Origin of the sequence: Tissierella sp. P1 (assembly GCF_002266425.1) — a bacterium.
GTDB classification, from domain to species: domain Bacteria; phylum Bacillota; class Clostridia; order Tissierellales; family Tissierellaceae; genus Tissierella; species Tissierella carlieri.
This window is the reverse complement of the sequence record NZ_NPMN01000006.1, coordinates 73,783-97,969: the sequence shown is the minus strand read 5'-3', so window position 1 is coordinate 97,969 and position 24,187 is coordinate 73,783. Positions and strand designations below refer to the sequence as shown.

Here is a 24,187-nt window from a genome sequence, read left to right as displayed (position 1 = left end):
TTACCTCCTACTGATATAGAGCCATATTCCATAAATCCTGAGATGTATGAATTCCATCAATGTCCAAAAGATTTAATTTACCTTCTATATCCATAAGCAAATATTTTGAAATGCTTAATTTAAATATATTTGTAAAGAACATATCTTTGATGGTCGCCTCTTCATTTAAATACCAATTCCCAAAATTCTCTTCAAATAAGTATATAATTCCATCTTCACTTAAAACTACAGCAGTACCTTTTTCAGATTGAAGGTCAAATAAATTGCCTTTTAAGTCATGATTTTCTAAAATTGTATCTTCATATAAAGAAAATATTTTACATTTTCCTTTGTTTCCGATTACCATAAGAGATTTCTTATTACCTTTTTCATCCTCTAGACAATTGATTTTTCTTATTCTATTGTGGAACATATCAGTTTCTCCTAGGAATCTGAGTTGGCTATTTTCATATTTAATAAAATACATTATTCCATCTTTTGTTCCAACTACAAAGCAATCTTCATCTATTTTTCCATGGCAGTCCAGTTCGGAATAGTACAAGATATATCTGTATGAAAATTTAAAGAGTGTTCACCCTTTTCCTTCACTATTTCAAATAAAGTTAATGTATCTTCTTCATTCCCTGTTACAAATAAATTATCTCCAATCTCTAAAATCCTTCCAAATCCTTTAAAGTCATAATCCATTTGAATTCTTTTAACTTCAATTTCTTCATTAATATCTGGTAATTTATCAAAACTATTACTTGAAAGTATATAACATCCTCCTTTTACACCTATAAGCAGGATTTCTTTATGATTTAGTTTATATATAAATGAAATTCTTTCTTTTATTTCCTTTATAGGTAGAGTCCATTCTACCTCTATTTCCTTTTCTTTAGATAATTTTTTTGGAATATCTATATAAAAGAATTGTACTTTACTATTTATACTACTGGTGACAAAAAGATTTTCATTGATTCTTAATATACTTTGCGGAAAACCGTGAGAACCGATAGACCCTAATTGCTTTAGGGGAATTACCTCCATAGAAGTTTTTTTAATATTATCTACATAAGTTCGATAATATGGAATTAAATCTCTTAGTAGACTATCTTCCATTTGTAAGAGTCTTTTTAATCTATCTTCAAAATCATTATCTAAAATACCTGTTTTTTTACATTCCTCTAACTTATTTCTTAAATCCTTGACTTCATTCTTAAAATATTCTCCATTTATAGACAAATTTACTTTCATTCTTTCCCTCCATTATCCTCTAAATATTCTAGTAGATTCTTTGAATGTTCTAAATGAAATAGTTGCTGGTCTAATTCTTGATATTTTTTTACATCAATCTGTTTAAAATTATTTATATTATCTTCAAATCTTTCTATTAACTCTTTTGGCAAATCTTTTCTGATAGGTCCTTTGCCAAATACCAGGTGAATTACATCTAAATAGCTCAAGGTTTCTATTTTAGGACGAATATAGTTGTATGGGCGAGTGCGAATTTCTTCATAGGTAGTTGTACCTCCTCCTATGGCTTTTGTTTCAACATTCCATCCTTCATTTACAGGGAAAAATCCAAAACGAACTGCTTGTGATAGAATATAATTTTGGTCATCAGCATAAGTAATTGAACTTATAAATCCATCCCATAAAGCTTTGCTTAAATCTTTTTCTTCTCCTTGATTCCAGTTATCTAGAACATGCAAAATATTACGAACAGACAATACAGATTCTCTTAACTCTAAATCTTCTATTCCAGAATCGCTATGAGCTTCGTTGTCCTTCCATTTGCCCATAAAAACATTTTGTGTAACTTTACATAGTTGAGAAAATCTAAATAGTTCTTCTAATGTTCTTTTAGGATTGGGAATATGAATATCCCCATTTTTATCAGCTAATCCTGTAATTATTACTCTAAAAAGTTGGTTTATTTCTAGAAATTCTTGATCTTCTAAAGAACCAATTACTCTTTGAGGTATATAATTGTATTCAATAGTTACAAATCGTGATTTAAAAGCTGGATTTAATTCATTTGTTCCTTCATAGTTAACCATTTGAGTTGATAGATTTCCTGTACCTATAAATCCAAATCCATGTTTAATTACTACTGGACCAACTCCTGTAATATAAGCTGTACTTCCTGCATGACGCTGCAATATATCATTTAATCCAATTAAATTTTGCATTGCAATTGTATTTAATTCGTCTACTATTACAGTACGCCCTTCCTTTACTGCGATTAAAATTTCTCTTTCTATTTTTCTGATTTCAGTACCAAAGGCACTATTACTTGCCACCAATAAATCAGAAAAGCTTTTCCATATCTGAATTTTAAGCTGTAATTGCTCTTCATCAGTCATCTTGTCTAATCTTTCTTTATGCTTATCCATCCACTCATGAAAATCTTCTATAATCATATTTAGATAATCTGAAAAGGAACCTTGAGAAAAACTGTGCTTAAGAGATAAGGTCTTCTCTACAAACATATCTTCATATGTTAAATTATGAGATCCAGATATAAATAATGGCTGTAATGCTTCTATTTCCTCTTTATTTCCATTTACTAAAATATTTTTATAGTAATGTTTTCTTTCTTCATTGAATTCTCTAAACTTATCAATAGCATCTTTTTCTGCTGCATTTGGATTTAGAGAAAACCAATTATCCATTTTATCCTCTAATTCACTTTGCACCTTATTTTCAATAGTAAAGTCCAAAGCTGCTTCAGTTGCTAATTGTGTTTTTCCACTTCCTAAATGCCCCACAATATATACAGGGGTCCCTAAATTCAAAGATTCCATTATTTTTTGTTTTGCTTTAGCTACATATGGAACATTTACTAAACGCTGTTGTTGTTTATTTTCTATGTCTCTTATTAATTGATTTTTATAATAGTACTCCCACCCTTCTGGAGAAGTACCTAGTATATTTTCTAACTCTTTCTCTAATTTTTTTATAGAATCAACTCGATACCTTGTAGCTGAATTACTTCCATAATGACTAGAGCCATTTCTTTCTCTATTGACTCTTCTTTCCCAACGGAGAAAGAACTTTTCATATTCAATTAAATTTTCAATTTCCTGTATTTCCGTTGACTTGTTCTTCGTCTCTTCTTCTAGATATTTTTTATATTTTTCATAATAGACATTATTCTTTTTAGAATCAAAGGAGACTTTATCATCTATTTCTTCCAGTCGTCTAAATGTTTTAAAGAACAATCCTTGTTCTTCTATTTTTTTATTATTTTCATATTCCCATGATCTTGAAGCTTCATTTCGCAAGTCTTCTTCATACCAATTTTCCATTTCCCCTATGGTAGGAATATAATCTTTTTTAAAACCTTTCTCTTTATTCACAAATACTTCCTCCTTTAGTAATAGACAAATATAAATTAAAATCCCGACTTTGAAAATTCGGGATTTTAATTAAATTATTAAGTTTAAATGTGATTAAAGAATTCCATACTCTTTCAATAATACTTCAATTTCTGTTCCTGTTATTTGTTGTGCAATCATCTGTTTAGTCATTGGTGATAGATTCACTTCTGGTTTTTCACCATCTAATAAACATTTACCTGCATTTAATAAATAACGTATATCATATCTTGAAGCATAAACTTCAGGAACTCCTTTTTCAACTCCAGTTAAAACATATACTGCTTCCATAGCTGTACGTCCTGAGTATTCAATAGTAAATACTGTATCACGTCCTGGGTCATCTAGCGTTTCGGCAAATTGTCCAAGGAAAGCAAAGTTTACTGCATTCTTTGGTACAACATATGGACGATCTCCAAATTCACGAGGCATAAATTGAGATGTGATATATGGCATCATAACAGGAACCGCAGTACAAGACCCTGCTAATTCTTCTATTTCCTCTGCAGGAACTCCTATATGATATAACCATTCTTTTGTGATTTCCTTACCAGTACAATCTCTCATAGGTTTTTTAATATAGTCACCAGGAGTATCAGAGAATAAACCATATACCCAAACAACAACATCCTTTTCAGGCTGTCCATAATATTGTTCTTGACGATTTATTGTCCAGCTCATTAACCATGAAGAATCAAGGGCTGTTACTATACCACCTGTTACAGTACGTCCGCCATATGGAGAACGTTTTGTAATCTTTTCAATATATTTAGGAACACGTTCATCATGGCAGGTTACTGTACAGGACTCCCAATTAGATTTTTCTGGCTCTGTACAGAATTTATCTGGTCTTCCAAATTCATCTGATTGAGCTGCTATATTTCTCCATAACTTCCAACATCCTTCTGGCTCTTTATTAAATGGAGCCGGAGTATTATCATCACCATATCCAGAACCTTCAGTCATAGAACCATTAGTGATAAATACTAAATCGTTCTCTGTTAACTCAATAGAAATATCTTTGCCATTTCTATCTTTTGCAACTATTCTCTTTGCAACTTTTTTATCATCTGAAATTGAGAACTCAACATTATCAACAGTGACTCCATATTCAAACTTAGCACCATGGTCTTCCAAATATTTAACCATTGGCTTTACAAATGAAGTGTATTGATCATGTCGTGAAAATTGTAAAGCTGAAAGATCTGGTAAGCCTCCAACATGGTGAATGAAGCGATTCATATATAATTTCATCTCTAAGGCACTATGCCAATTTTCAAAAGCGAACATTGTTCTCCAATATGTCCAGAAATCACTGTTTAAAAGTTCATCAGAAAAAATATCTTCGATAGATTTGTTTTGAAGTTCTTCATCTGAAATATTTACAAAAGCAGCTAATTCTTTTGCTAAGTCTTGACCCAAATTAAATTTTCCATTATCATATCGCTCACCTTGGCTTTTAGTAATACGGCAATTACTAAAGTTCGGATCATCGTAGTTTGTATAATAAAAATGATCTAACACAGTCATATTAGGATCTTCTGTAGATGGCAACGAACTAAACAAGTTCCATAAAACTTCAAAATAATGTCCCATTTCACGTCCACCACGTGCTACATAACCAGCATTCTGACGAACTGCACCATCCAAAGATCCCCCAGGAATGTCTAATTGTTCTAAAAACGTAATCTTGCTGCCATCCATGTGAGCATCACGAATCAAAAAACAACCAGCAGCCAAAGCACCAATTCCAGTACCAATTAAATACGCTTTTTTGTCTTCAATTCCTTTAGGTTTTCTTGCATTCACTAAAGCATGATAAGTTCCATTTGTAAGTTTAAGTCTATCATCATATGTCTTTAATTTCATTATATCTCCTTCTTTCTTAATTTTTTAATATTCTTCTAAATCCTACTATCATATTTAGAGTTCTTCTTTGTTCACTCTATTAGCATGCCAATATGGTGTAATAGATAATAAGTTTTCCTTTTATTTGTTGAGTACTTATTATCTATAAGATCTGTATAAATCTATAATATAGTTTTTTTATGTCTTTTTCATTAGATAAATAAACTGCAGTGTTCGAAGTTTGAACACTGCAGTTTATTTATCTAATTTTTAGGCACCAGAGTTAAAATGCCTGATAAAAACAAATCTCCTGTTGCCTTTTACTATACACTATTTAAATCAGCACTTCGTTTAAGGGATAACTCAATGTTTCCATCAAAGAGCTGTCCGATTCTCCTAATGATAGTATCAGGGTCTTCCTTCATTCCAGAAGCAATCCAGCGTAGTACCATTTCAGTAAGGGCACACTGATAAAAGGAAGAAATTAGTTTTTTATCTCCTGAAGAAGCTGGGATACAGTTGCTTACTTTTTCAACATACCGCATCATGACATTTCCTGATACATTGTGTATATAGTTCACTAATTCTTCTCTCTGCATTGAATTATATACATGATAAACGGCCGTTCTGTTTTCTAAAGCAAATTTAGCGGCCACAATGAAGCTCTCTTCCCATGAGAGTGTATCATTATATTCATCAATTACTGTCTGAAGTTCTGTTTGGAATATTTCTGATAGAAGTGCATATACATCCGTATAGTAGTAATAAAAAGTATTTCTATTGATCTCACATGCTGTAGCAATATCTTTAACTGTAATTTTATTAAGCGGACGTTCGTTGAGCATCTTTATGAATGCCTCACGAATCATTTTTCTGGTATATTGCGGTGCCAAGTTGCCACCTCCTTAACCCCTTATATGTATTTAAAATTATAACACATAGTAAGTTGTTTGCAAATAATTCATTGTATGATGTATTATATGCCTATTTACATTTTCTTATATTCAAAAACAGAAGCTTCAGAGCGAGTCATCTGCCGACTGACACAAGAATGCTTAAGCAATAAAACAACTATAGTTATGCTAAAACTATATAGACAACATCTATTCAATATTCTTCTAAAAAATTTACCTATCATTAATAATTCTATATATCTTGACGATTGATAATTACTAAGCCTAAGCTATAGAATAATAATGAAGATACAATTATAACTATATGTCCTAAAAACATTAAATTTCTAGGTAAAACAGCTGGCTGACTTAAAATAACGGCAGATGTCCAAGGTAATATAAATGGCAACATCCCTGTCAACTGTGTTGCTGAAATTCCAGCTGCCGTTATTCCTAAGGTTGTTACAATTGAAGGAATATAGGATGCTCTTTGAAATATAGATATAGGCACTAATAATGCAAGTGAAAGAAAACTTAGTAAAGCAGATCTAAAGAAATGAATTCCAAAATCACAGAACCTTATAAATAAATTAGCGGTAGGAAATATTACTAATGACCCTATATAACTTACTAAATACACTATTAAAATCATCAATAAATGACAGAACAACCATACTATTACTTTACTTATAATAAAAATATTTCTGTTAACTATAGCCGGCATATAACTTATAATTGTCCTTTCAGCATATTCATTATTAATCATAAATGTATAAAATATTCCACTAATTACTGATGTAATCAAGAAGATTAATACAGTATCTATTGAAAAAATCCAATGTTCTATCCCTAATTCTCTAACTCTTATATTTATAAATATGTCTTTAAGCACTAATAAACTTATAAATAGAAATATGGTTATTAAAGAAATTTTTAATAGCTTTCTATGTCTTATCTTTTTCCATTCAACAAGTATCCCATTTTTCAATTCTTATCACCACCTGTAAGTTTTTTGAAATAATCTTCTAAGCTTTCATTTTGTGTAGTTATCTGAAACACATCAATACCATTATTTATCAATAATTTGTTAATCCTATTTGTTCTATCATCTAGTCCAAAAACTCTGATTTCATGATTATCTATAACAATATAATTTAAACTCTTATAGCTTTCTTCCAATACTCTAGCTGAATTATTCACATCTGAAACTATATAAGATGTATATTTCTCATATCTATTTTTGATATCTCCAATAGAAGACTCCTCTAGCACCTTACCTCTTTCAATAAAAGCAATATCATCAACAATTTTCTCAATCTCAGATAATATATGGCTAGAAATTAAAATAGTCTTATTATAATTCTTACATAAATCTATTAAGATATTTCTTACTTCAACAATCCCAATTGGGTCTAATCCATTAGTAGGTTCATCTAATATTAACACTTCTGGCTCGTGTAATATAGCATTGGCTATTCCAAGTCTTTGTTTCATTCCCATTGAAAATGAGGCAAAAGTTTTATTAGAATTACTATCAAGACCAACTAAATCTAAAGATTTTTCTATAGCATTCTTTTCGGTGACTCCTCTTATTAAGGCAAATAATTCTAAATTTTCTCTCGCCGATAGATTAGAATAAAAAGCAGGAGTTTCTATCATAGACCCAATTATTGAAAATTGATCCTTATCTTTATAATCTATAAGAGAATCTTTAATATAGATTTTACCCTTAGTAGGAAATGTAAGTCCTAAATAGATTTCATAATTGTAGTTTTTCCTGCTCCATTTCTTCCTAAAAGACCATAAATTTTACCCCCTTTAATCTTTAATGAAATATTATCTAAAGCTAAAAAACTACTATACTCTTTGGTTAATCCCTTTATTTCAATAATACTTTCCATTCTTATCCCTCCTCACTTTCAATTATATCTATGAAATGTTGCCAAATCATTGCCAATTAAAAAAGCCCTTAAAGAGCCTTCTTTACACCTAAGATAAATGATGAACCTTTCCCTTCTTCACTATCATATTTCAAAGATATATTACATTTATCCGCCAATTCCTTTACTATAGCAAGTCCTAATCCAATTCCTTTAGTTTTCCTTGATGTATCAACCTTATATAATCTATCAATAATCATATCCTTAGAATTCCTAGGTATACCTATTCCGTCATCACTTATTTTTACTTGTATCATATTTTCTTTTTCTATTAAATCAATACTTATTTCCTCACATCTACTATGAATTATTGCATTTTTAATCAAATTATCCAGAATTCTTTCATATGCTTGTACATCCAATGTAGTAATAATACTTCCTTCTGGAATATTTACCTTATATTTAATATTGTGCTTCTCCAATATAGGAACCCATGCTATAAAACTTCTTCTAGTTTCCTCACATATATTGCAGGACTGGTTTCTTAATATATATTCTCCTGATTCCAGTTGAAGCAATTGAAATAATTCATTTGTATATTCATTTAACTTATAAGCTTTATCCAGTGCTATTTTAAAATATTCTTCTCTTTCATCCTCATCTACTAATTTCTTATCTATGGCTTCTAAATAACCTAAAAGTGAGGCTATAGGGGTTTTTATATCATGGGATAAACTTGTAAGTATTCTTTTATTTCCCTGATTTAACCTATTTATCTCGATAATATCGTTTTGATTTCTTCTTATTATCTTATTAATAAGATAGTAAATTTCCGAATATTCATCATTTAATGGAATCACTCCTCGTTTACTATAATTCCCTGATTCTACTTCCTTTAAAAGATTTACTAACTGATTTAATCTTTTCCTTTCCATATATCTTTTGTAAACTAAATAAAAAATAGTGAAAAACATAAAAGGCAATAATAATCTCATATAAAACATGTTATTTTATCCTCCAGCGGTATCCTAATCCATAGACTGTTTCAATAAATCCTCCATACTCTTCTTCATCCATAAATATCTTTTTTCGTAATTTACTAATAAATGATACCATATTCTTTTCATCATAAGAATCATACTCTTCTAACCCCCAAATCTGATCATATAATTGTTCCTTTGTAAATATATGATTTTCATTGGTCATTAAAAGTAGCAGTAAATCAAATTCTTTATTTGACAAAGGAATTTCCCTAAGATTCACTTTTAAAGTTCTATAATAATTATTTAATTCAATATTTCCATATTTAATAATCCCCTTCTCTGGATCTTGATTATAATAATTTGCTCGTCTTATAATTGAATTAACTCTCGCTAAGAATTCATCAATACCAAAGGGTTTTGTTAAGTAATCATCTGCTCCTAATTTAAGACCCTTTACCTTATCTTTTTCTTCACTTTTAGCAGTTAGCATTAAAACAGGTATACTACTAATTTCTCTTATATTTTCTATTACAGAAAATCCGTCTACTTCTGGCAACATTATATCTAAAATAATCAAATCAAATTTGATTTCTTTCATCTTCTCCAATCCTAAAATTCCATTTTCAACATGTATTGTATGATAGTCCTCTTTCTTTAGGCAATTCACAAGTAATCTTCCTAAATCAATATCATCCTCAACAATTAGTATTCTCATCACCTCTTCCAAATCATTTCCTCCAATCTAAATATAAATTTTCTTATTGCAGATCAATATTAAATAAAATTAAATCCATAGAAATAAAGCACCTATCTCCTTATTTTATATCCTATATTTTTCTATAACAACAAATATTACTCCAACCTATTATAAACAATAAACTTCACAATGCCTTAAGTATACCACAATGATATAGTAAATAGTTGGTATCCATTTGGTGAAAACTTAAATTTTCTATAATTATTTAAAGGCGCTTTCTTTTACTCAATAGAGACATTCTCTCTCATAATTATATTAAACCTTTAGTAATATTGTAATTTTATATCCTGATGTACTTGCATAATATTTTATTTTCTCTAATAAGTCATCTAACTTTTTTAATAATTTTTTAATTAATTCTATATAATTAAGAATTCTTGAAACGATTGATGGATTTTTTCCTCTAGATAAAATCCTGTTCTTTATTATGGTAAATAACATTGATGGAGAATGAAGCGGAATTTGTAGCCACTTGAGCCATGAGATATTATTTAGATGAATAGTTAAAAATATGAACAATAATATATTTGTAACTATATTGTAATCCTTATATAACCTGTTTGAAACTTTTTCTAGCTCCCAAACTAGTATAATTAAATTAGAAATTATAATTAACATTAGTTTAAATTGAGGAAGTAGGAGGAGAACTTACATATTGAATACTATACATAATCGTCGTTATATATCAGGATTAGATGGACTTCGTGCCCTTGCAATTTTATCAGTAGTTTTTTATCACTTTAGTTTTAGTTGGGCTAAGGGAGGTTTCTTAGGAGTTGACATCTTTTTTGTCTTATCTGGTTATTTAGTAACCTCTAAGATTTTATTATCACAAGAAAATTTCAAATTAAGAACTTTTTGGAAAAATCGTATTAGCAGGCTATTACCCTCTGCTTATTTAATGATTATGATTACCGCCTTATGGGTAATCTTTTTTAACCATAGACTTTTGACAAACCTCTTAGGTGATACAATATCTTCTATTTCATATACAACTAATTGGTGGTTTATTTTTCATAAGCTTTCCTATTTTGATAGCTTTGGTTCACCGTCTCCCTTGAAACATATTTGGTTTTTGGCAGTACAAGAGCAATTCTACATCTTATGGCCTTTTATACTTATGATAGTATTAAAAAATACTAAAAAAACTAAGAAGCTTTCGTATATAATTTTTATCGGAGCCTTGCTTTCAGCAACTTTGATGGGTATACTTTATGATCCAGCTGCTGATCCAAGCCGTGTATATTATGGCACAGATACCCGTGCTTTTGAATTATTAATAGGAAGTTTTCTAGCAGCTGTTTCAGCAAATAAAAAACCTTTTACTAAGGAAGTTTCTATAAAACACAAAAACCAGCTGAAACTCTTAAGCATTATTACTTTCTCTATCTTTATTTTTAGTGCTGTATTTATAGATGAATATAATTCTTTTTTGTATAGAGGTGGATTATTCCTGTTTAGTCTAAACACAGCTTTGCTTATAGCATGTGTTTGTCATCCAAAAGGGATTTTAGGTCCCATGCTTTCATGGAAACCTCTGCGCTGGATTGGCACAAGATCATATGGAATATACCTTTGGCATTACCCTATTATGGTACTAAGCACCCCTATATACGAAATAGGCAATCCATCCTACTTACGTGTCTTTATTCAACTGACTATTACATGTATTATTGCAGAATTTTCATATCGATTTATAGAGCTGCCAATACGAAAACTTGGATTTCGAAAATATTATAATTACTTAACCATTAGTTTTTTTAAGAGGAATTCCTTAGCATTTACAAAAAAAACTGCAACTATAATATCAGTTCTAGTGATTATATCCCTTGCTATTGGTATCAATAATATAGTAAGAATAAAATCGAACCTAGAAAATGCAGAAATATATTCATCACAAACAAATACAGATGAAACTTCTGAGGGCGAGGGTTCTAATGGAGATTCCAATGAAACCAATGAAAAAGATATAAATGTATCTACGGAAAATGATGAAGATATTTCATCAACAGCAGCGGAAGATTATAATGAGATATTGGCTATTGGAGATTCTATTATGTTAGATATTACTCCAACCCTTAATAAGACATATAACAGTATTACAATTGACGGAAAAATTGGAAGGCAAATGTCAGAAGCAATAACTTTAGCTACTAAGTATGCTGAATTTAATGATTCTGATAAAGCAGTTATTATTGAACTAGGAACAAATGGCTACTTTACAAGTAAACAAATTGATGAACTCCTTGACTCTTTTTCAAAGTCACATGTTTTTTTAGTAAATACTCGTGTACCACGTTCTTGGGAAAGCAAGGTCAATAAAATCTTAAAAGAAAAAGCTGAAGAACGAGAAAATATAACCCTAATTGACTGGTATTCTATAGCTTCTGAACATCCTGAATACTTTGAACAAGATGGTGTACATTTAAATTCCAAAGGAAGTGAAGCTCTAGTAGGTCTTATTAGCAAAAATCTAAAGATATAATTTTATTACATTTTGATATATGGTATCCTCAAGGCTCATCCTTCGGCTCATCATCAGCAACTCTAATGAAGTGGATTAATGATGTCATGAGTTATTGGATTACTTGATTATCTTTCTAATTTTTTAAGCTTCAAGAACTACTTACTCTTTCTCTCCATAGATATGGAATATTAGCTATTTTTACAATTCTAATTTGCACAAAGAAATATGTCAAATGGGTATTGCAATACCCATTTGACATATTTCATTAACCTCTGATTTCTAAAAGTTTAGTTTTCAATTCTTCCTCAATTCTATTTAACTCAATTTCTGCTTCCTTCCTCTTCTGATGACCTTCTGCTTGAATACGCATAACTTCATCTAGAGTCGATATTAATGATTCATTAGTAATACGAAGTGTCTCAATATCCACAATTCCTCGCTCTGATTCCTTTGCTGTTTCAATAGTTGCCATTTTAAGTGTTTCAGCATTTTTCCTCAATAGCTGATTCGTCATATCCGTTACTTCTCTTTGAGCTTTTGCAGCCTGACTTGAATGAGTAACCCCCAAAGCTAAAACCATCTGACTTTTCCATAGCGGAATTGTGTTTACGATGGTAGACTGAATTTTTTCAGCCATTATAGTATCATTGCCTTGAACCAAACGAATCTGTGGCGCCATTTGAATCGAAATCATTCTAGTTAATTCCAAATCGTGAATTTTTTTCTCAAAACGGTTACAAATAGCAGTTAAATCGTTAACCGCCTGTGCATCCTCTGGTAAACCACTTGCAGCAGACTTATCTATCAGTACAGGTAGTTCTTCCGCCTGAACCTTAGCCAGTTTCTTTTTACCTGCCATAATATACATAGAAAGCTCTTTAAAATATGTCTTATTAAGCTCATACATCTTATCAAGCATTGCTATATCCTTCAGCAACTGTATCTGATTCTTCTCCAAGGCCTCACAAATTTTATTTATATTAACTTCTGCCTTATCATATTTTGCTTTCATTGCTGTAAGTTTGTTTGATGATTTTTTGAAGAACCCTAAAAATCCTTTCTCCTCTTCCTCTACATCAAAACTTTTCAATTCTGTTACAACACCTGAAAGCATCTCACCAATTTCACCTAGATCTTTAGTTTTCACATTATTTAAGGCTGCTTCAGAAAAGTCTGCTATCTTCTTTTGAGCTCCTACCCCATATTGGAGAATCTGATTCGATTTATTTAAATCAATCTGATTTGCAAAATCGTCAACCATCTTTTTCTCTTCAGGTGAAAGATAGCTTTCATCAAATACTTGCTTTTGAATCTGCACATCATCTTTATTCAATATATCTTTGCTTAGTACTTCTTGAGTTGATGTATCATCACCAAAAGGTTCAAAAGTTAGTGTTGGTATTTCATTATTCATATTTTATCCTCCGCCGTTTTATTTTTTAACTTTCATATTCTTCTCTGTTAATCCTTCTTGTGCAAACATGGTTTCTAATACAGATATATCTGTGGATATATCCATTGCCACATCCTCGAACAAACCATCCAATAAATTTTCAAATGCAAGATTAATGGTATCCATTGTTTCCTCTATTTCTTTCTTGGCATTTGAAATATTCTCTCCTTCTATAGGTTGATAGTCCAATTTCTTATAAGCATCCACCAGTTTCAATGTTGTTGGCAGAAAATATTCCGTGAACTTCTTTATTTCAGGGAATTTTTCCGGATGAAGCTCCACATAATCAAAGATTTTTCCTGTTACTTCTTCTAACCGATCTAGCTTACGTGAAATTTCTTCACCTGGAATTGCGATATTAGCATCTTTAATTTCCATGACGAATTTTCGCCCTTCATCAATTGTTTTTCTAATTTCTGGTTTCAACCCATCAGTTTCATTATTCTTTTCTTCCTCAGTAAACTCTTGGTTTATGGTCTGAGCCTTCTGTTTTTGCTGTTCCTCTAAATCCTTTATTCTCATATTTTCCTGCAGTTCAAGATACTGCTCATAGCATTCATTATTTAACATAAAACAGGTCTCTTTATCATCAATATGTCCTTCAGGAAACATACCTTTAACAATCATTTTTCGCAGATCTTTCACCGTAGCTTTATTACTTAATCCTGTTGTAGAAGAAAGATCCTTAATTAAGCAGTAATTACGCCCATACATCTTTACTATATACCTTTGAAATCTTTTTAATCTTTTACGAATCCTGCTTCCATTCACCCATAAAATTATACCTGCTATAAAAAGAGGAAACAATCCCATAGCAATGGTATGAAATACACCCCTTCCTCCAATCAGATATCCTAATAAGGTTAATACAATTACTGCTATTCCAAATGCAGTACTTCCTATAACTCCAAATACAGTAAGCAATATACCTGATACCTGTCCAACAGGAACAGTGAACTTAGTTGGTCTTAAAGCTACCTTACCACGACTGTAAGAGTTATTGTAATTACTCATGGTATTATAGTTGTTTATTTGTTGTTTTTGTTCATTCAGTATCTGTGAATCCTTTTGGTATCTATGCTTATAATCATTAATCTTAATACGCTTACTATTACAAGTTTGATTGTTCCAGTTATGATGATTCTCTTGTTTCCAATCAATTGATCTTTTAACCTCATCAAGCGCACCTTTAACAACACTCTCAATATCGCGATTTAAGCTTTTAAAATTCCCATTATTCAACGCATCCTGAACTATATCTTTAATTTGGTTCCCTAAATTTAAATTACCCCGCCTATTCATATTTCCCTCCAAGTGATTAACTTTAGAATATGTCTTTCTCTATAGTACTAAATATATTTTTATCATTGCGTAAATCATACCATATCTTATTTTCGAAATCAACTATCATTGAAAGGGTATTTTTATTGTATATATCTATCTACCTTACTTTAGAATACGCAAATTTGCAGAATCAATTCATCACAATATATTATCATAAATTTACATTGCTCCTTATACATCTTCCTCCTTATTTTATTCATATTTCCTACAATTGACTCTATATAGTATCAAAAGTGAAAAACACGTCCAAAATCGGACGTGAGTATAATTCATTTTCTTTTTTCTTTCGGGATATTTTTACTTTTCTTATTGAATTTATATCTATACCTATATACTAACATAATATGCAGCTATATTAGATAACTATAGTGCAAACATAATAAACAATACTATATATGTTTTCTTTATATCTCTATTTACTAACAAATAAGTTACTCCTAGCAAAAATCCCAAGACAATTCCTTCTAATCCAATCCATATACTACCTTTTGTAAATGCATGGGCAAATCCCCATGTAATTCCACAAATTATTCCTCCATATGGGATGTTTTTTCTTTTATACCATACCTCAAATGCCTTCTGCGTAAAAATTATGATAAGCATAAATAACACTGTTTCAAATGCATAGTATATATACTGAAAAACAAATAATAATAACCCTTTACTCTGAAACTCTCTAATAACCTTAAATCCTTTCCAATCTATGTAACTTGCTATTAATGCTATAACAACACAAAATATAACAGATGCCCATTGCCATTTTGTCATCTTATCTGATGTTTCAAAAAGATTAAACTGATACTTCTTCTTAGATGCAAGAATGAGCAAATAGCTTACTATCCCCCAAGAAATACAGGTTATAATCCAGTGAATGATTGTCTGACTTGTATTCCAGTCCTGCATTGTGACTCCATATATCATCGGTTCTAACACATAAGCATATAACGCCTCTAGCCCTAATCCAGCAAATGCAAGCATTCCTAAAGAGAAATAATCCCACCCAGTAACTTTATTATCCATATCTAATCCCCTTTCTTCTTTATATTTTTTAACATTTGATTAGCATTTTTCACTTCCCAAAACACATTTAAATAATAAATAGCAGCACCTATAATATAGGGAATTGTAAATGATAAAAACATATCTCTATATGCATTAGGATGTAAATCCGTATATAATCCTGAAATCCAAATAATTAATAATATAATCCCAATTAACACTAAATATTGTCCAATAATTACTAGTGGCAATGGAATCTGCTGTAGTCTATAATGTTGTGAAAGAACTAATGTTGCAATAAATGACACAAAAATCATCATAAGCAAATTTGATTGATAATTCCCAAATTCATTTTGTATAATAGCTTCTAGTATGATTTTACTCATAGATAGAATAGTGTAAACAACACATACTGTTGGAATAAATGTTTTTTTATCTATAATCTTCATTTTCTGCCTCCTGTATGTTTCTCAAATATTCCATAAAATTCTTTTTAAAAGTTCTATTTAAGATAAGCACTTCCCCATTTTCCATAATCAGACGCATTCTCATATTTGAATCTGTTTTAACTCTGTCTATTCTGTATATATTTACTATCATAGATTTTCCAATTTGAATAAAGCCATTGCTTTGAAATCGTTCCTGAAAATTTTTCAAAGTAAAGTCTATCTGGTAAACTTCACTTTCTAAATACGCATAACAACGTCTCTCTACAGTTTCCAAGTAAAATATATCATTGGGAAGTATCTTTTTCGTTAATTCCCCATTCTTTCCTAAAATTATTTCGTATGATTGTAAATAGTTCATAATTCCGATGATTTCATGGTCTTTCTCACTATAGAATACATCCACGCGATTTTCTTCTATCATTTTATCTTCATAATAGTTGACCTTCAATTTTTTTCCTCCTTCCATATAAATTATATCAATTATCTTCTTAATTACAACATTCTGCTGCTTATCTTACAATTTGAAATGTCTAAGTTGCATAAATAGATGAAATACATTTGTTTTAACTAAAAATTTGTAATAGAATCAATTTATTCTTATGATTCAAGTTATTAATTCATTATATTTTCTAGCTTATCCATAAGAAGAAAGCCAGTCAGAATTATCCAACTAGCTCATAAACCATTCTAAATTTATTCAATTATATACCCAACCACTCTCTCCCTTCGAGCAAACTTACAACTACCTTCTAATCCTCAAACACTATCATTTCCTCAATTATCCATAAAATATAAATCAATATCAAATTCTTCTATTCCTGCTCCGCCTTCTATAATCCTAATAAAGTCACTAAGCTAAATCAAAACCTTATTTTCATTTTAGCACGAGCTTATTGTGGGGAGCAAATCTTTATTTATAGGATACAAAAAAGATGCTGAACTCGGTCCCCCCTTAGAGGTAGAATATACTTTTTAATTAAAGCATCTGTATTACTTCAAAAATAAAATCGCAGGGTTTTGAACCATTTGTGCTAATCGGGGAAGATTTAATTTCTTTCAATTTCAACTTAAGCTGCAAGGCGTTTTGATAATGATATAAAAAGTGTCCGGCGCAGCATCCGCAATATGTAGAAGTAACTGAAACAGGCTTTTTCAACTTTTTAATTGACGGGCAAGCACAATTGTATACACCATCTTGAAACCAAAAAATACCCGTTGTAATAGTACCATCTTCATTAAGTTTTGGGGTTCCCATATATTGAATTGAGGAAAGTAGTTCGATCTTTTCATTAAGTGATCTGCCAATATTTTGCTTGCCGAATTTTTTACATTCCTTGTCTCTTTGTCCACTTTTACAGCATCCTTGTTTTTCCATTACTGATAAGCATTGCTCATGTGAGAGCATGGAATCCATTTGATTAATTATCGCAATGACAGGTAGTGGATCATTACCGCCTGGATCTGTAAAATTGATTTTAGATATTATCTCCTCCGAGATCCTTTCTTCAATCATGGCTTGCCTTATTTTCTTTATATCCGGCATTATAGATTTTCTCCTTTTCCTTAATATTTTGTTTATAAAACATTTTAGCATTTTACATTTTATTCAGTCACTCACTACCTGACCTATTCTAATGAAGCATTAAGACTGTCATTCTTTACTGGACGCAGTTTAATAGGTACAAATATGTCAAGCTGCTTATATCCAAGTCCACGGTTCATTTTCTTACCTACAATCATATGGCACATTGCCCTGTGTCCTTCACGCTCGTCAAGTTCAAATCCACTACTATCAATCCAAGCTTTAATTCCGGTATATACCCTGCCATTGATATCATCATCACCATCGATGGATACCGCATTTGCGTACAGACCACCTTCAAACTCAATTATTTCGTAACCGTCTGTATCTTTTTCTGTTACCCAGTCTTCAACAGCAAATAACCACATTCCTCTGCCATCCGGTTCAAAAAACATAAAATCAAGTGGTGAAAATGATATACCTTTTCGTTTTTTGTCATATTCGGAGAACCATTTGCCAAAGCTTCCTATAACTTCACTTAAATCATTAAAATAACCTGATGAAGCCATTCTACACTTTGGTATTTCTACAATTCTGACTTCCGGTGCTTTTTTAAGCTTTTCGGTAATATTCAAAAGCCTGTTAACGCGTGCAGGATTTCCTTCATACCCGACATTAATTATCTGCTGCTCAACTTCCTTTGCTTTCTCATATAAAAGTTTTACATCAGAATCCTTCTGAAAATCAATTCTATGAATTTGCATAATAAATTCTAAAACTATTTTTTTAAGCTCATGCAGAAGAGCAACTTCATCATCAATATCAGAAATTTTTTTGCCTAGAACTTCTAAAACTATCTCGGAACTGGATGATCGAAAAATTCTCTGAATATCTTTAATGCTAATGTTCAATTTACGAAGTATAAGAACCTGCTCCAATCGTTTTATTGAGGATTCATCGTACATTCTATACGCATAGTCATCACTTCTTTGACTGTTTATCAATCCCATATCTTCATAATATCGAAGAGTACGGGCAGTCACATCATACCTGCTTGATACTTCTTTGATTTTTAATAAATCAGGCATAGTTTGTTTTCCCCTTTTCATTTTTATTAATTATATAATAACTGTTTCCCCAACGGAAGAGTCAAGGGGAAAAAGAAGAAAAAGTGAATATCACTAAACTCTAATGTATAATAACTGCTAAATCATTTCATAAGAAAAATGTGGTAAAATTATAAACAGATTATATATGAGTAACCACTGTCCTTACAAATTAAATAATATAGACAGCGGTTGCTCTTTATTTATTCATTACCTGAGTTATGACCGTAAGGTCCGGGATTTGGTTGGAAAGAATCCGTGAATGCCGTAACAGTGATCATATACAATCTTTTCATGTAAAACTTACTTCAAAATCTACTTTTATTATCCCCGTATTATTCCATTCCCTTCCTCACCTTTCGGCATTTCACCCTTTCCGCTATTAATAACTATAATCTTAAGCTTACTATCTGATGAATCATTAGCGAACCATATATCTCCATTCCCTATTATAAATCCAACCGAATTCCCCCATATATCCTTTGTGTATGCATCTTTAATTTGCAACTTAAATTTATCATTAAATATCAGATTGTATTTTTCAAGAAATGTGTCTTTATCCTTGATATATATTTTTTGTTCATCTAGATTAACATTAAGTGGATATTGAATAATTTCTGCCAAATCCTGACTTTCATCATTTTGGATTAATTCAACAACTTTTTTTGCAAAATCTTCTATTTCTTCCTTGCTATGTCCACTATAAACTTCCATTGGTTTCATTTCTTCATCCTGCAATGTTAGATGCACAGAGAGTTCTGTTTCAACATTCTTTTGAGAAAATTCATGCCAAACTACATCTTTTTTTTCATCTTCTTCTTTCATGAAAGAATTATAGGATTCTTCTGTAGCGGATTTATTATTAATGAAGTATCCTATAGTTATGTTATCATTGTTTTGGATTGATTTCACATATCCCAATATATCAGTTTCATAGGCATTTGATTGGAATTTCAATTTTCCATATCCATTATCTGCTGCACCGTTTGAATACTGAAATGTTCCGTCTGTTTTAAGCGCTTCTAAGCCTCTGTATACAATATTGTATCCATAAATTGTATCATTCATATAATGCAAGACTTCGTAAAACTCTGGATTATTATCTACTGCTAATTCAAGAACAACTTCAGGTACCTCATCACTATCCATATCAAGTACTGTAAAGTGTGTCACTTCAAAGATGGTTCCATTAATCTCTTTGTTAGTTAAAAAATCATTCAAAGATAATTTTTTCTTGCTATCAATGCTGAAAAATTCATCATTATTTAACAATACTGATTTATATGCTTCTAATACCGAATTATTATTAGATGGCATCGTGGCATTTGTATTTTCACTTTCACTATCTGAAGAAAGGCTTGTGTCAGTAATTTTACTATCACTTCCACTACTGCTATTATTTGAGTTTAAATTGTTTTTACTGCTCCGACACGCAGTAATTGAAGTACTTAACAGAAACACAAGAAGTATGTATATAATTCGTGATTTCATTTAATTTCTCCTTTCAAAGTATAGATTGTATTTTAACTTTATCCTATTCTACTAAGACTATGATTAGGGAGTATTAATGCTCAAACAGATAAATCCTACATGCTCGGGTTCAGTGCTGATGGCTGTCCTTCTGGCTGAATTCTCATAATATCACCTTACATCTCCTCTACTTGAAACCGCCACAAAATCGTCTCCTTTGTAGTGCTTGTTTTTACCTTATTTATTCTCTACGTATACTATATTATACTATATGAAATAAACCGCTACAAGTGTAGCGGCTTGAATACAAACATAGAGAGGAGCATTTCTATGGAGAGAACAATAAAAGTAATTGGGGTATTAGGATTCATAACATGTCTTTTAGTCATGTATATACCAATTTGCTTTTCTAGAATTTATGATTGCCAATCAGCTGGATAAGTCACATAGATAAACCTTGCCTTTCCTTCAACTGAAAACTGAATACTTGAATCTCTTGGAATCAAAATCAATTCTCCTGCATTGGCAGTTATTCGCCGTCCATCTATGATAATAGTCAGAGTTCCTTCAATAATATAATCTATTTCATCATATCCTAAAGTCCAGTCGAAGGTAGTATCTTCCATTACCATTAGGCCACAACCCAATCTAGGGCTTTCAGTAAGTGATACTAAATCCTTCGTATATACTTTATGATTAGGGTTGCCTGTGTCCAGTCGATCTTCTTCACTTACAGAAAACAATGGCAAAGAAATTGCCATTACTCCACTGGGGTCAACATTCCTCTTTGAAGCACCATTTAACTTATTACTGTATTCTTCCATTATGATACTACGAACTAGCTTTTCAATTTCTGATCTGTCTATATTCAACATCTTACCTCCATCCGTACTTAAATCTCTATAGTATTAGCTTTATTCAATCCTAAATACACGGTTAGATAGAAATATGGCAACAAGAATGGCAGAAATACCACCGACTAGCTTACCAATAATCATTGGAACAATCAATTCTGGTGCAACACCAGCCGTAAATCCTAAATGGTCACCAAATGCAAAGGATGCTGAAACTGCAAAAGCAATATTAATTACCTTGCCACGTTTATCCATACCCTTTACTGTTTGGAACATGGCGATGTTGTTAGCAAGAGATGCAATTAGACCTGCTGCTGCAATATCATTCATTCCTAACAAGTGACCTAGTTTCATCAATGGCTTCTTAAATAGCTTTGTGATCAAGAACACCAATCCATAAGCACCGGCTAAAGTAATGGCAATACCACCAACTGTTTGAAATCCAACTTCAAGTGTATCTTGATTTTCAAATATTTTGATACCTAATAGTAAGTCTAACCCACCAATTGCCAGCCCAATGGCTGCAACAGCTACTATAATTTTCCCAAATATATTAAACCCTTTAATCATTCCTTCAGGGATTTTAAATAGTCCAATTGAAATTAAAATCGCTACAGCTATTATAGGTATTAAATTCATAAAGACTTTAACTATTGGCATACCCATCAAAATTCCTGCAACTAATGCTCCAATTGGAATAGTCACAATTCCGCATAATACCCCTTGTGCCAGATACTTTGTATCTTCCTTGCTGATAATACCCAATCCCACTGGGATTGTAAATACAATTGTCGCCCCCATCATGGCTCCTAAAATACCACCTGAGAAAAGCCTAATTAATGGTCAGTAGTCATTTGTTGTGCTAAGAAAAACCCACCCATATCATTTGCTAATAAAGTTCCTGCAAACATTGCTGGATCTGCTCCTAACAATTTATATAGTGGAACCACTATAGGACTTAACCAATCAGATAACTTGGGTGCTATAACGATTATACCAGCCATTGAAAGTGCTAAAGAACCCATTGCTAGTATTCCTTCCTCAAATTGTTGACCTAAACCAGTTTTATTACCCAGTGAACGGTCGATTGCGCCTATGACCATTATAATTGCCATAATCCAAATTATCATTTCATTTATACTCATTCATTTCACTCCATTCTATTTTTAGTAAGGCCAGCAATTGTACAACAATCGCAACACACCACTACAACGAGGCCTTAGCCTCGTTATAAATAGCAGCTTTTATTATTCCTTTGGATAGTCCACAGTGTCTATGATACCGACAATAACCATATCAACAGGAATACTTTTACCATCAAAAGATAGACGACCAGAGCTACCAGTCGTAATCAGCACAGCTTCTCCAATGCCAGCACCTACATGATCAACTGCAACAACTAGAGCAGGATCAGACTCATGTTCGTTTAGTTGTTTTTCAATGAGTAGAAATTTCAAACCATTTAACTTTTCATCCTTGCGAGTAGCCCATAAGCTACCAACAACTTTTCCAATGAACATAGTATGCTCCTTTCTATACTATCTGAACACCTAAATCACGCATATAATCTCTAGCCAATGCTGTAATAATGATGTTCTTATCCGCTTCAAAAATATCTCCTGCCTGTAAGTTCAGTTTCCGTACTTTTTCTACGGTAAGAAGTTCCTTCTTATCACTTTTACGAATTACATCTTTTACTTCCTTATTTATAATTTCATTTATCTTTTCAAAATTCTTTAATGGAAGTATAGAAGCACCGTACCTTACCAATTGGTTTTTATTATTCACAAGAACCTGTAACAATGCTCTTGGAGCCACATGTTGACTTGCCTGAAGCTCCATTCCTTCTTCTAAAAAAATAACATCCTTCTTATTCAATAAACGCTCCCAAATAATTACTTCATCTTCTGTTTGAGGAAGTCCTAGTGCTATCCGATTCATATTTAAAATAGGCAGTTCAGTAACGATTACTATATCTGTACTAAATTTATCTTTAACTGACACTATCTCATAGCCTCTTTTTTCATAGTAAGTCCGAATACTTGAATATTCTCTCCCTAAAAATGTAACTGTCCCTCTAGGTTCTTCCTTCTGTAAACGTTGTATAATAATATCTGTGATTTTTTGTACTATTATTTCAATGTTATCCACATATATCACCTCTTAACAATACGTCCTCGTACACCTTTCTTATGACCGCAGGCATTTGCTTCATCGTAATCAATGTGCATAGAAGTCTCAAACTTGGGACTTACTCTCACTATAACGTCATCAAATATGAGTGGTCTTTCACTAAACACCTGAACAGATACTCTCTCTTTATCTTTGACACCTAACCTTTCAGCATCTATATCTTTTACATGAAGATGGCGTTTTGCAACTATGACACCTCTATCCAAGACAAAAGACTTAGAGCCATTCATCATAATAATTCCTGGAGTGTTTTCAATATTTCCACTTAATTGAACCGGCGCATTTACACCTAGTGAACGTGCATCTGTTAACGAAACCTCCACTTGACAGTTTTTTCGTTCCGGCCCAAGAATTATAACATTATGAATAATGCCTTTAGGTCCTTTAATACTCACTCGTTCTTCTGATGCAAATTCGCCTGGCTGTGATAAATATTTCGATGGACGTAATTGATAACCATCTCCAAAGAGAGAATCTATTGCCTCCCGATTTAAATGGATATGGCGTCCACTTGCTTCAATTTCAAAAGTTTGATCCATTACTTCGTATATACGAGAGACAACTGTATCCACGATTGTATCAATATTATTTTTAGTCATATTCTCGC

24 protein-coding genes and 1 pseudogene are annotated in these 24,187 nt (G+C 31.5%); 1 reads left to right on the top strand and 24 read right to left on the bottom strand.

Annotated elements, in window-relative coordinates:
- Nucleotides 1-7 precede the first annotated feature (7 nt).
- The 10 genes and pseudogenes from CIW83_RS22690 to CIW83_RS05925 all read right to left on the bottom strand — a co-directional run bounded on the left by CIW83_RS22690 (nucleotide 8) and on the right by CIW83_RS05925 (nucleotide 9,684).
- The gene (locus CIW83_RS22690) at nucleotides 8-541 is read right to left on the bottom strand and encodes a hypothetical protein (protein WP_201259696.1); all 534 of its coding nucleotides are present in this window, start codon (nucleotides 539-541) and stop codon (nucleotides 8-10) included.
- Nucleotides 505-1,236 carry a hypothetical protein gene (locus CIW83_RS22685; RefSeq protein WP_201259695.1) on the bottom strand — a complete coding sequence of 244 codons (732 nt, stop codon included), beginning with the start codon at nucleotides 1,234-1,236 and terminating at the stop codon, nucleotides 505-507. The genes CIW83_RS22690 and CIW83_RS22685 overlap by 37 nt, the downstream gene beginning before the upstream one ends.
- On the bottom strand, nucleotides 1,233-3,344 hold the full coding sequence (locus CIW83_RS05955; RefSeq protein ID WP_235601238.1) for a hypothetical protein: 2,112 nt from the start codon (nucleotides 3,342-3,344) through the stop codon (nucleotides 1,233-1,235). The genes CIW83_RS22685 and CIW83_RS05955 overlap by 4 nt, the downstream gene beginning before the upstream one ends.
- A 93-nt stretch (nucleotides 3,345-3,437) precedes the next feature.
- On the bottom strand, nucleotides 3,438-5,231 hold the full coding sequence (locus tag CIW83_RS05950; RefSeq protein WP_094899941.1) for an oleate hydratase: 1,794 nt from the start codon (nucleotides 5,229-5,231) through the stop codon (nucleotides 3,438-3,440).
- A gap of 302 nt (nucleotides 5,232-5,533) precedes the next feature.
- The gene (locus CIW83_RS05945; protein ID WP_094899940.1) at nucleotides 5,534-6,103 is read right to left on the bottom strand and encodes a TetR/AcrR family transcriptional regulator; all 570 of its coding nucleotides are present in this window, start codon (nucleotides 6,101-6,103) and stop codon (nucleotides 5,534-5,536) included.
- Between the two features lie 253 nt (nucleotides 6,104-6,356).
- Nucleotides 6,357-7,091, bottom strand: coding sequence for an ABC transporter permease (locus CIW83_RS05940; RefSeq protein ID WP_094899939.1), 735 nt, complete (start codon nucleotides 7,089-7,091; stop codon nucleotides 6,357-6,359).
- A complete protein-coding gene (locus tag CIW83_RS24810; RefSeq protein ID WP_369819364.1) occupies nucleotides 7,088-7,597 on the bottom strand; it encodes a hypothetical protein in 510 nt (169 codons plus the stop codon). The genes CIW83_RS05940 and CIW83_RS24810 overlap by 4 nt, the downstream gene beginning before the upstream one ends.
- A pseudogene (locus tag CIW83_RS24805) lies at nucleotides 7,583-8,004 on the bottom strand (ATP-binding cassette domain-containing protein); the annotation flags it as partial. The gene CIW83_RS24810 and the pseudogene CIW83_RS24805, both read right to left, overlap by 15 nt.
- A 68-nt stretch (nucleotides 8,005-8,072) precedes the next feature.
- Nucleotides 8,073-8,987, bottom strand: coding sequence for a sensor histidine kinase KdpD (locus tag CIW83_RS05930; RefSeq protein ID WP_094899938.1), 915 nt, complete (start codon nucleotides 8,985-8,987; stop codon nucleotides 8,073-8,075).
- 1 nt (nucleotide 8,988) lies between these two features.
- The gene (locus CIW83_RS05925; RefSeq protein ID WP_094899999.1) at nucleotides 8,989-9,684 is read right to left on the bottom strand and encodes a response regulator transcription factor; all 696 of its coding nucleotides are present in this window, start codon (nucleotides 9,682-9,684) and stop codon (nucleotides 8,989-8,991) included.
- A 694-nt stretch (nucleotides 9,685-10,378) separates the two neighbouring features.
- On the opposite strand from CIW83_RS05925, the gene CIW83_RS05915 reads away from it, so the two are divergent.
- Nucleotides 10,379-12,208, top strand: a complete 1,830-nt coding sequence (locus tag CIW83_RS05915) for an acyltransferase family protein (RefSeq protein WP_235601237.1) — start codon at nucleotides 10,379-10,381, stop codon at nucleotides 12,206-12,208.
- A 247-nt stretch (nucleotides 12,209-12,455) separates the two neighbouring features.
- Here CIW83_RS05915 and CIW83_RS05910 read toward each other — a convergent pair whose 3' ends face one another.
- From CIW83_RS05910 to eutD, 14 genes are all read right to left on the bottom strand, one after another.
- Complete coding sequence (locus tag CIW83_RS05910; RefSeq protein WP_094899936.1) at nucleotides 12,456-13,604, bottom strand: toxic anion resistance protein; 1,149 nt, start codon at nucleotides 13,602-13,604, stop codon at nucleotides 12,456-12,458.
- Nucleotides 13,605-13,622: 18 nt separating this feature from the next.
- On the bottom strand, nucleotides 13,623-14,945 hold the full coding sequence (locus CIW83_RS05905) for a 5-bromo-4-chloroindolyl phosphate hydrolysis family protein (protein WP_094899935.1): 1,323 nt from the start codon (nucleotides 14,943-14,945) through the stop codon (nucleotides 13,623-13,625).
- 405 nt (nucleotides 14,946-15,350) lie between these two features.
- Nucleotides 15,351-16,007 carry a hypothetical protein gene (locus CIW83_RS05900; RefSeq protein WP_094899934.1) on the bottom strand — a complete coding sequence of 219 codons (657 nt, stop codon included), beginning with the start codon at nucleotides 16,005-16,007 and terminating at the stop codon, nucleotides 15,351-15,353.
- 2 nt (nucleotides 16,008-16,009) lie between these two features.
- Nucleotides 16,010-16,435 (bottom strand): DUF6608 family protein, encoded by a 426-nt coding sequence (locus CIW83_RS05895; RefSeq protein ID WP_094899933.1) that lies wholly within the window; start codon nucleotides 16,433-16,435, stop codon nucleotides 16,010-16,012.
- On the bottom strand, nucleotides 16,419-16,883 hold the full coding sequence (locus CIW83_RS05890; protein ID WP_158220031.1) for a LytTR family DNA-binding domain-containing protein: 465 nt from the start codon (nucleotides 16,881-16,883) through the stop codon (nucleotides 16,419-16,421). The genes CIW83_RS05895 and CIW83_RS05890 overlap by 17 nt, the downstream gene beginning before the upstream one ends.
- Before the next feature lie 528 nt (nucleotides 16,884-17,411).
- A complete protein-coding gene (locus CIW83_RS05885; RefSeq protein WP_094899931.1) occupies nucleotides 17,412-17,978 on the bottom strand; it encodes a hypothetical protein in 567 nt (188 codons plus the stop codon).
- A gap of 83 nt (nucleotides 17,979-18,061) precedes the next feature.
- A complete protein-coding gene (locus CIW83_RS05880; protein WP_094899930.1) occupies nucleotides 18,062-19,045 on the bottom strand; it encodes a MerR family transcriptional regulator in 984 nt (327 codons plus the stop codon).
- 342 nt (nucleotides 19,046-19,387) lie between these two features.
- Nucleotides 19,388-20,554: a hypothetical protein gene (locus CIW83_RS05875; protein ID WP_201259694.1), complete on the bottom strand. Its 1,167-nt coding sequence runs from the start codon at nucleotides 20,552-20,554 to the stop codon at nucleotides 19,388-19,390.
- 395 nt (nucleotides 20,555-20,949) lie between these two features.
- The gene (locus CIW83_RS05870) at nucleotides 20,950-21,405 is read right to left on the bottom strand and encodes a hypothetical protein (RefSeq protein ID WP_235601236.1); all 456 of its coding nucleotides are present in this window, start codon (nucleotides 21,403-21,405) and stop codon (nucleotides 20,950-20,952) included.
- Nucleotides 21,406-21,447: 42 nt separating this feature from the next.
- Nucleotides 21,448-22,191 carry an ethanolamine utilization protein EutH gene (gene eutH / locus CIW83_RS05865; protein ID WP_255374276.1) on the bottom strand — a complete coding sequence of 248 codons (744 nt, stop codon included), beginning with the start codon at nucleotides 22,189-22,191 and terminating at the stop codon, nucleotides 21,448-21,450.
- 32 nt (nucleotides 22,192-22,223) lie between these two features.
- Nucleotides 22,224-22,532, bottom strand: a complete 309-nt coding sequence (gene eutH, locus CIW83_RS24225; RefSeq protein WP_255374275.1) for an ethanolamine utilization protein EutH — start codon at nucleotides 22,530-22,532, stop codon at nucleotides 22,224-22,226.
- A gap of 102 nt (nucleotides 22,533-22,634) precedes the next feature.
- A complete protein-coding gene (locus CIW83_RS05860) occupies nucleotides 22,635-22,907 on the bottom strand; it encodes a EutN/CcmL family microcompartment protein (protein WP_094899928.1) in 273 nt (90 codons plus the stop codon).
- A 13-nt stretch (nucleotides 22,908-22,920) separates the two neighbouring features.
- The gene (locus CIW83_RS05855) at nucleotides 22,921-23,538 is read right to left on the bottom strand and encodes a hypothetical protein (RefSeq protein ID WP_094899927.1); all 618 of its coding nucleotides are present in this window, start codon (nucleotides 23,536-23,538) and stop codon (nucleotides 22,921-22,923) included.
- A 5-nt stretch (nucleotides 23,539-23,543) separates the two neighbouring features.
- A complete protein-coding gene (gene eutD, locus CIW83_RS05850) occupies nucleotides 23,544-24,179 on the bottom strand; it encodes an ethanolamine utilization phosphate acetyltransferase EutD (RefSeq protein WP_094899926.1) in 636 nt (211 codons plus the stop codon).
- Nucleotides 24,180-24,187: the final 8 nt, after the last annotated feature.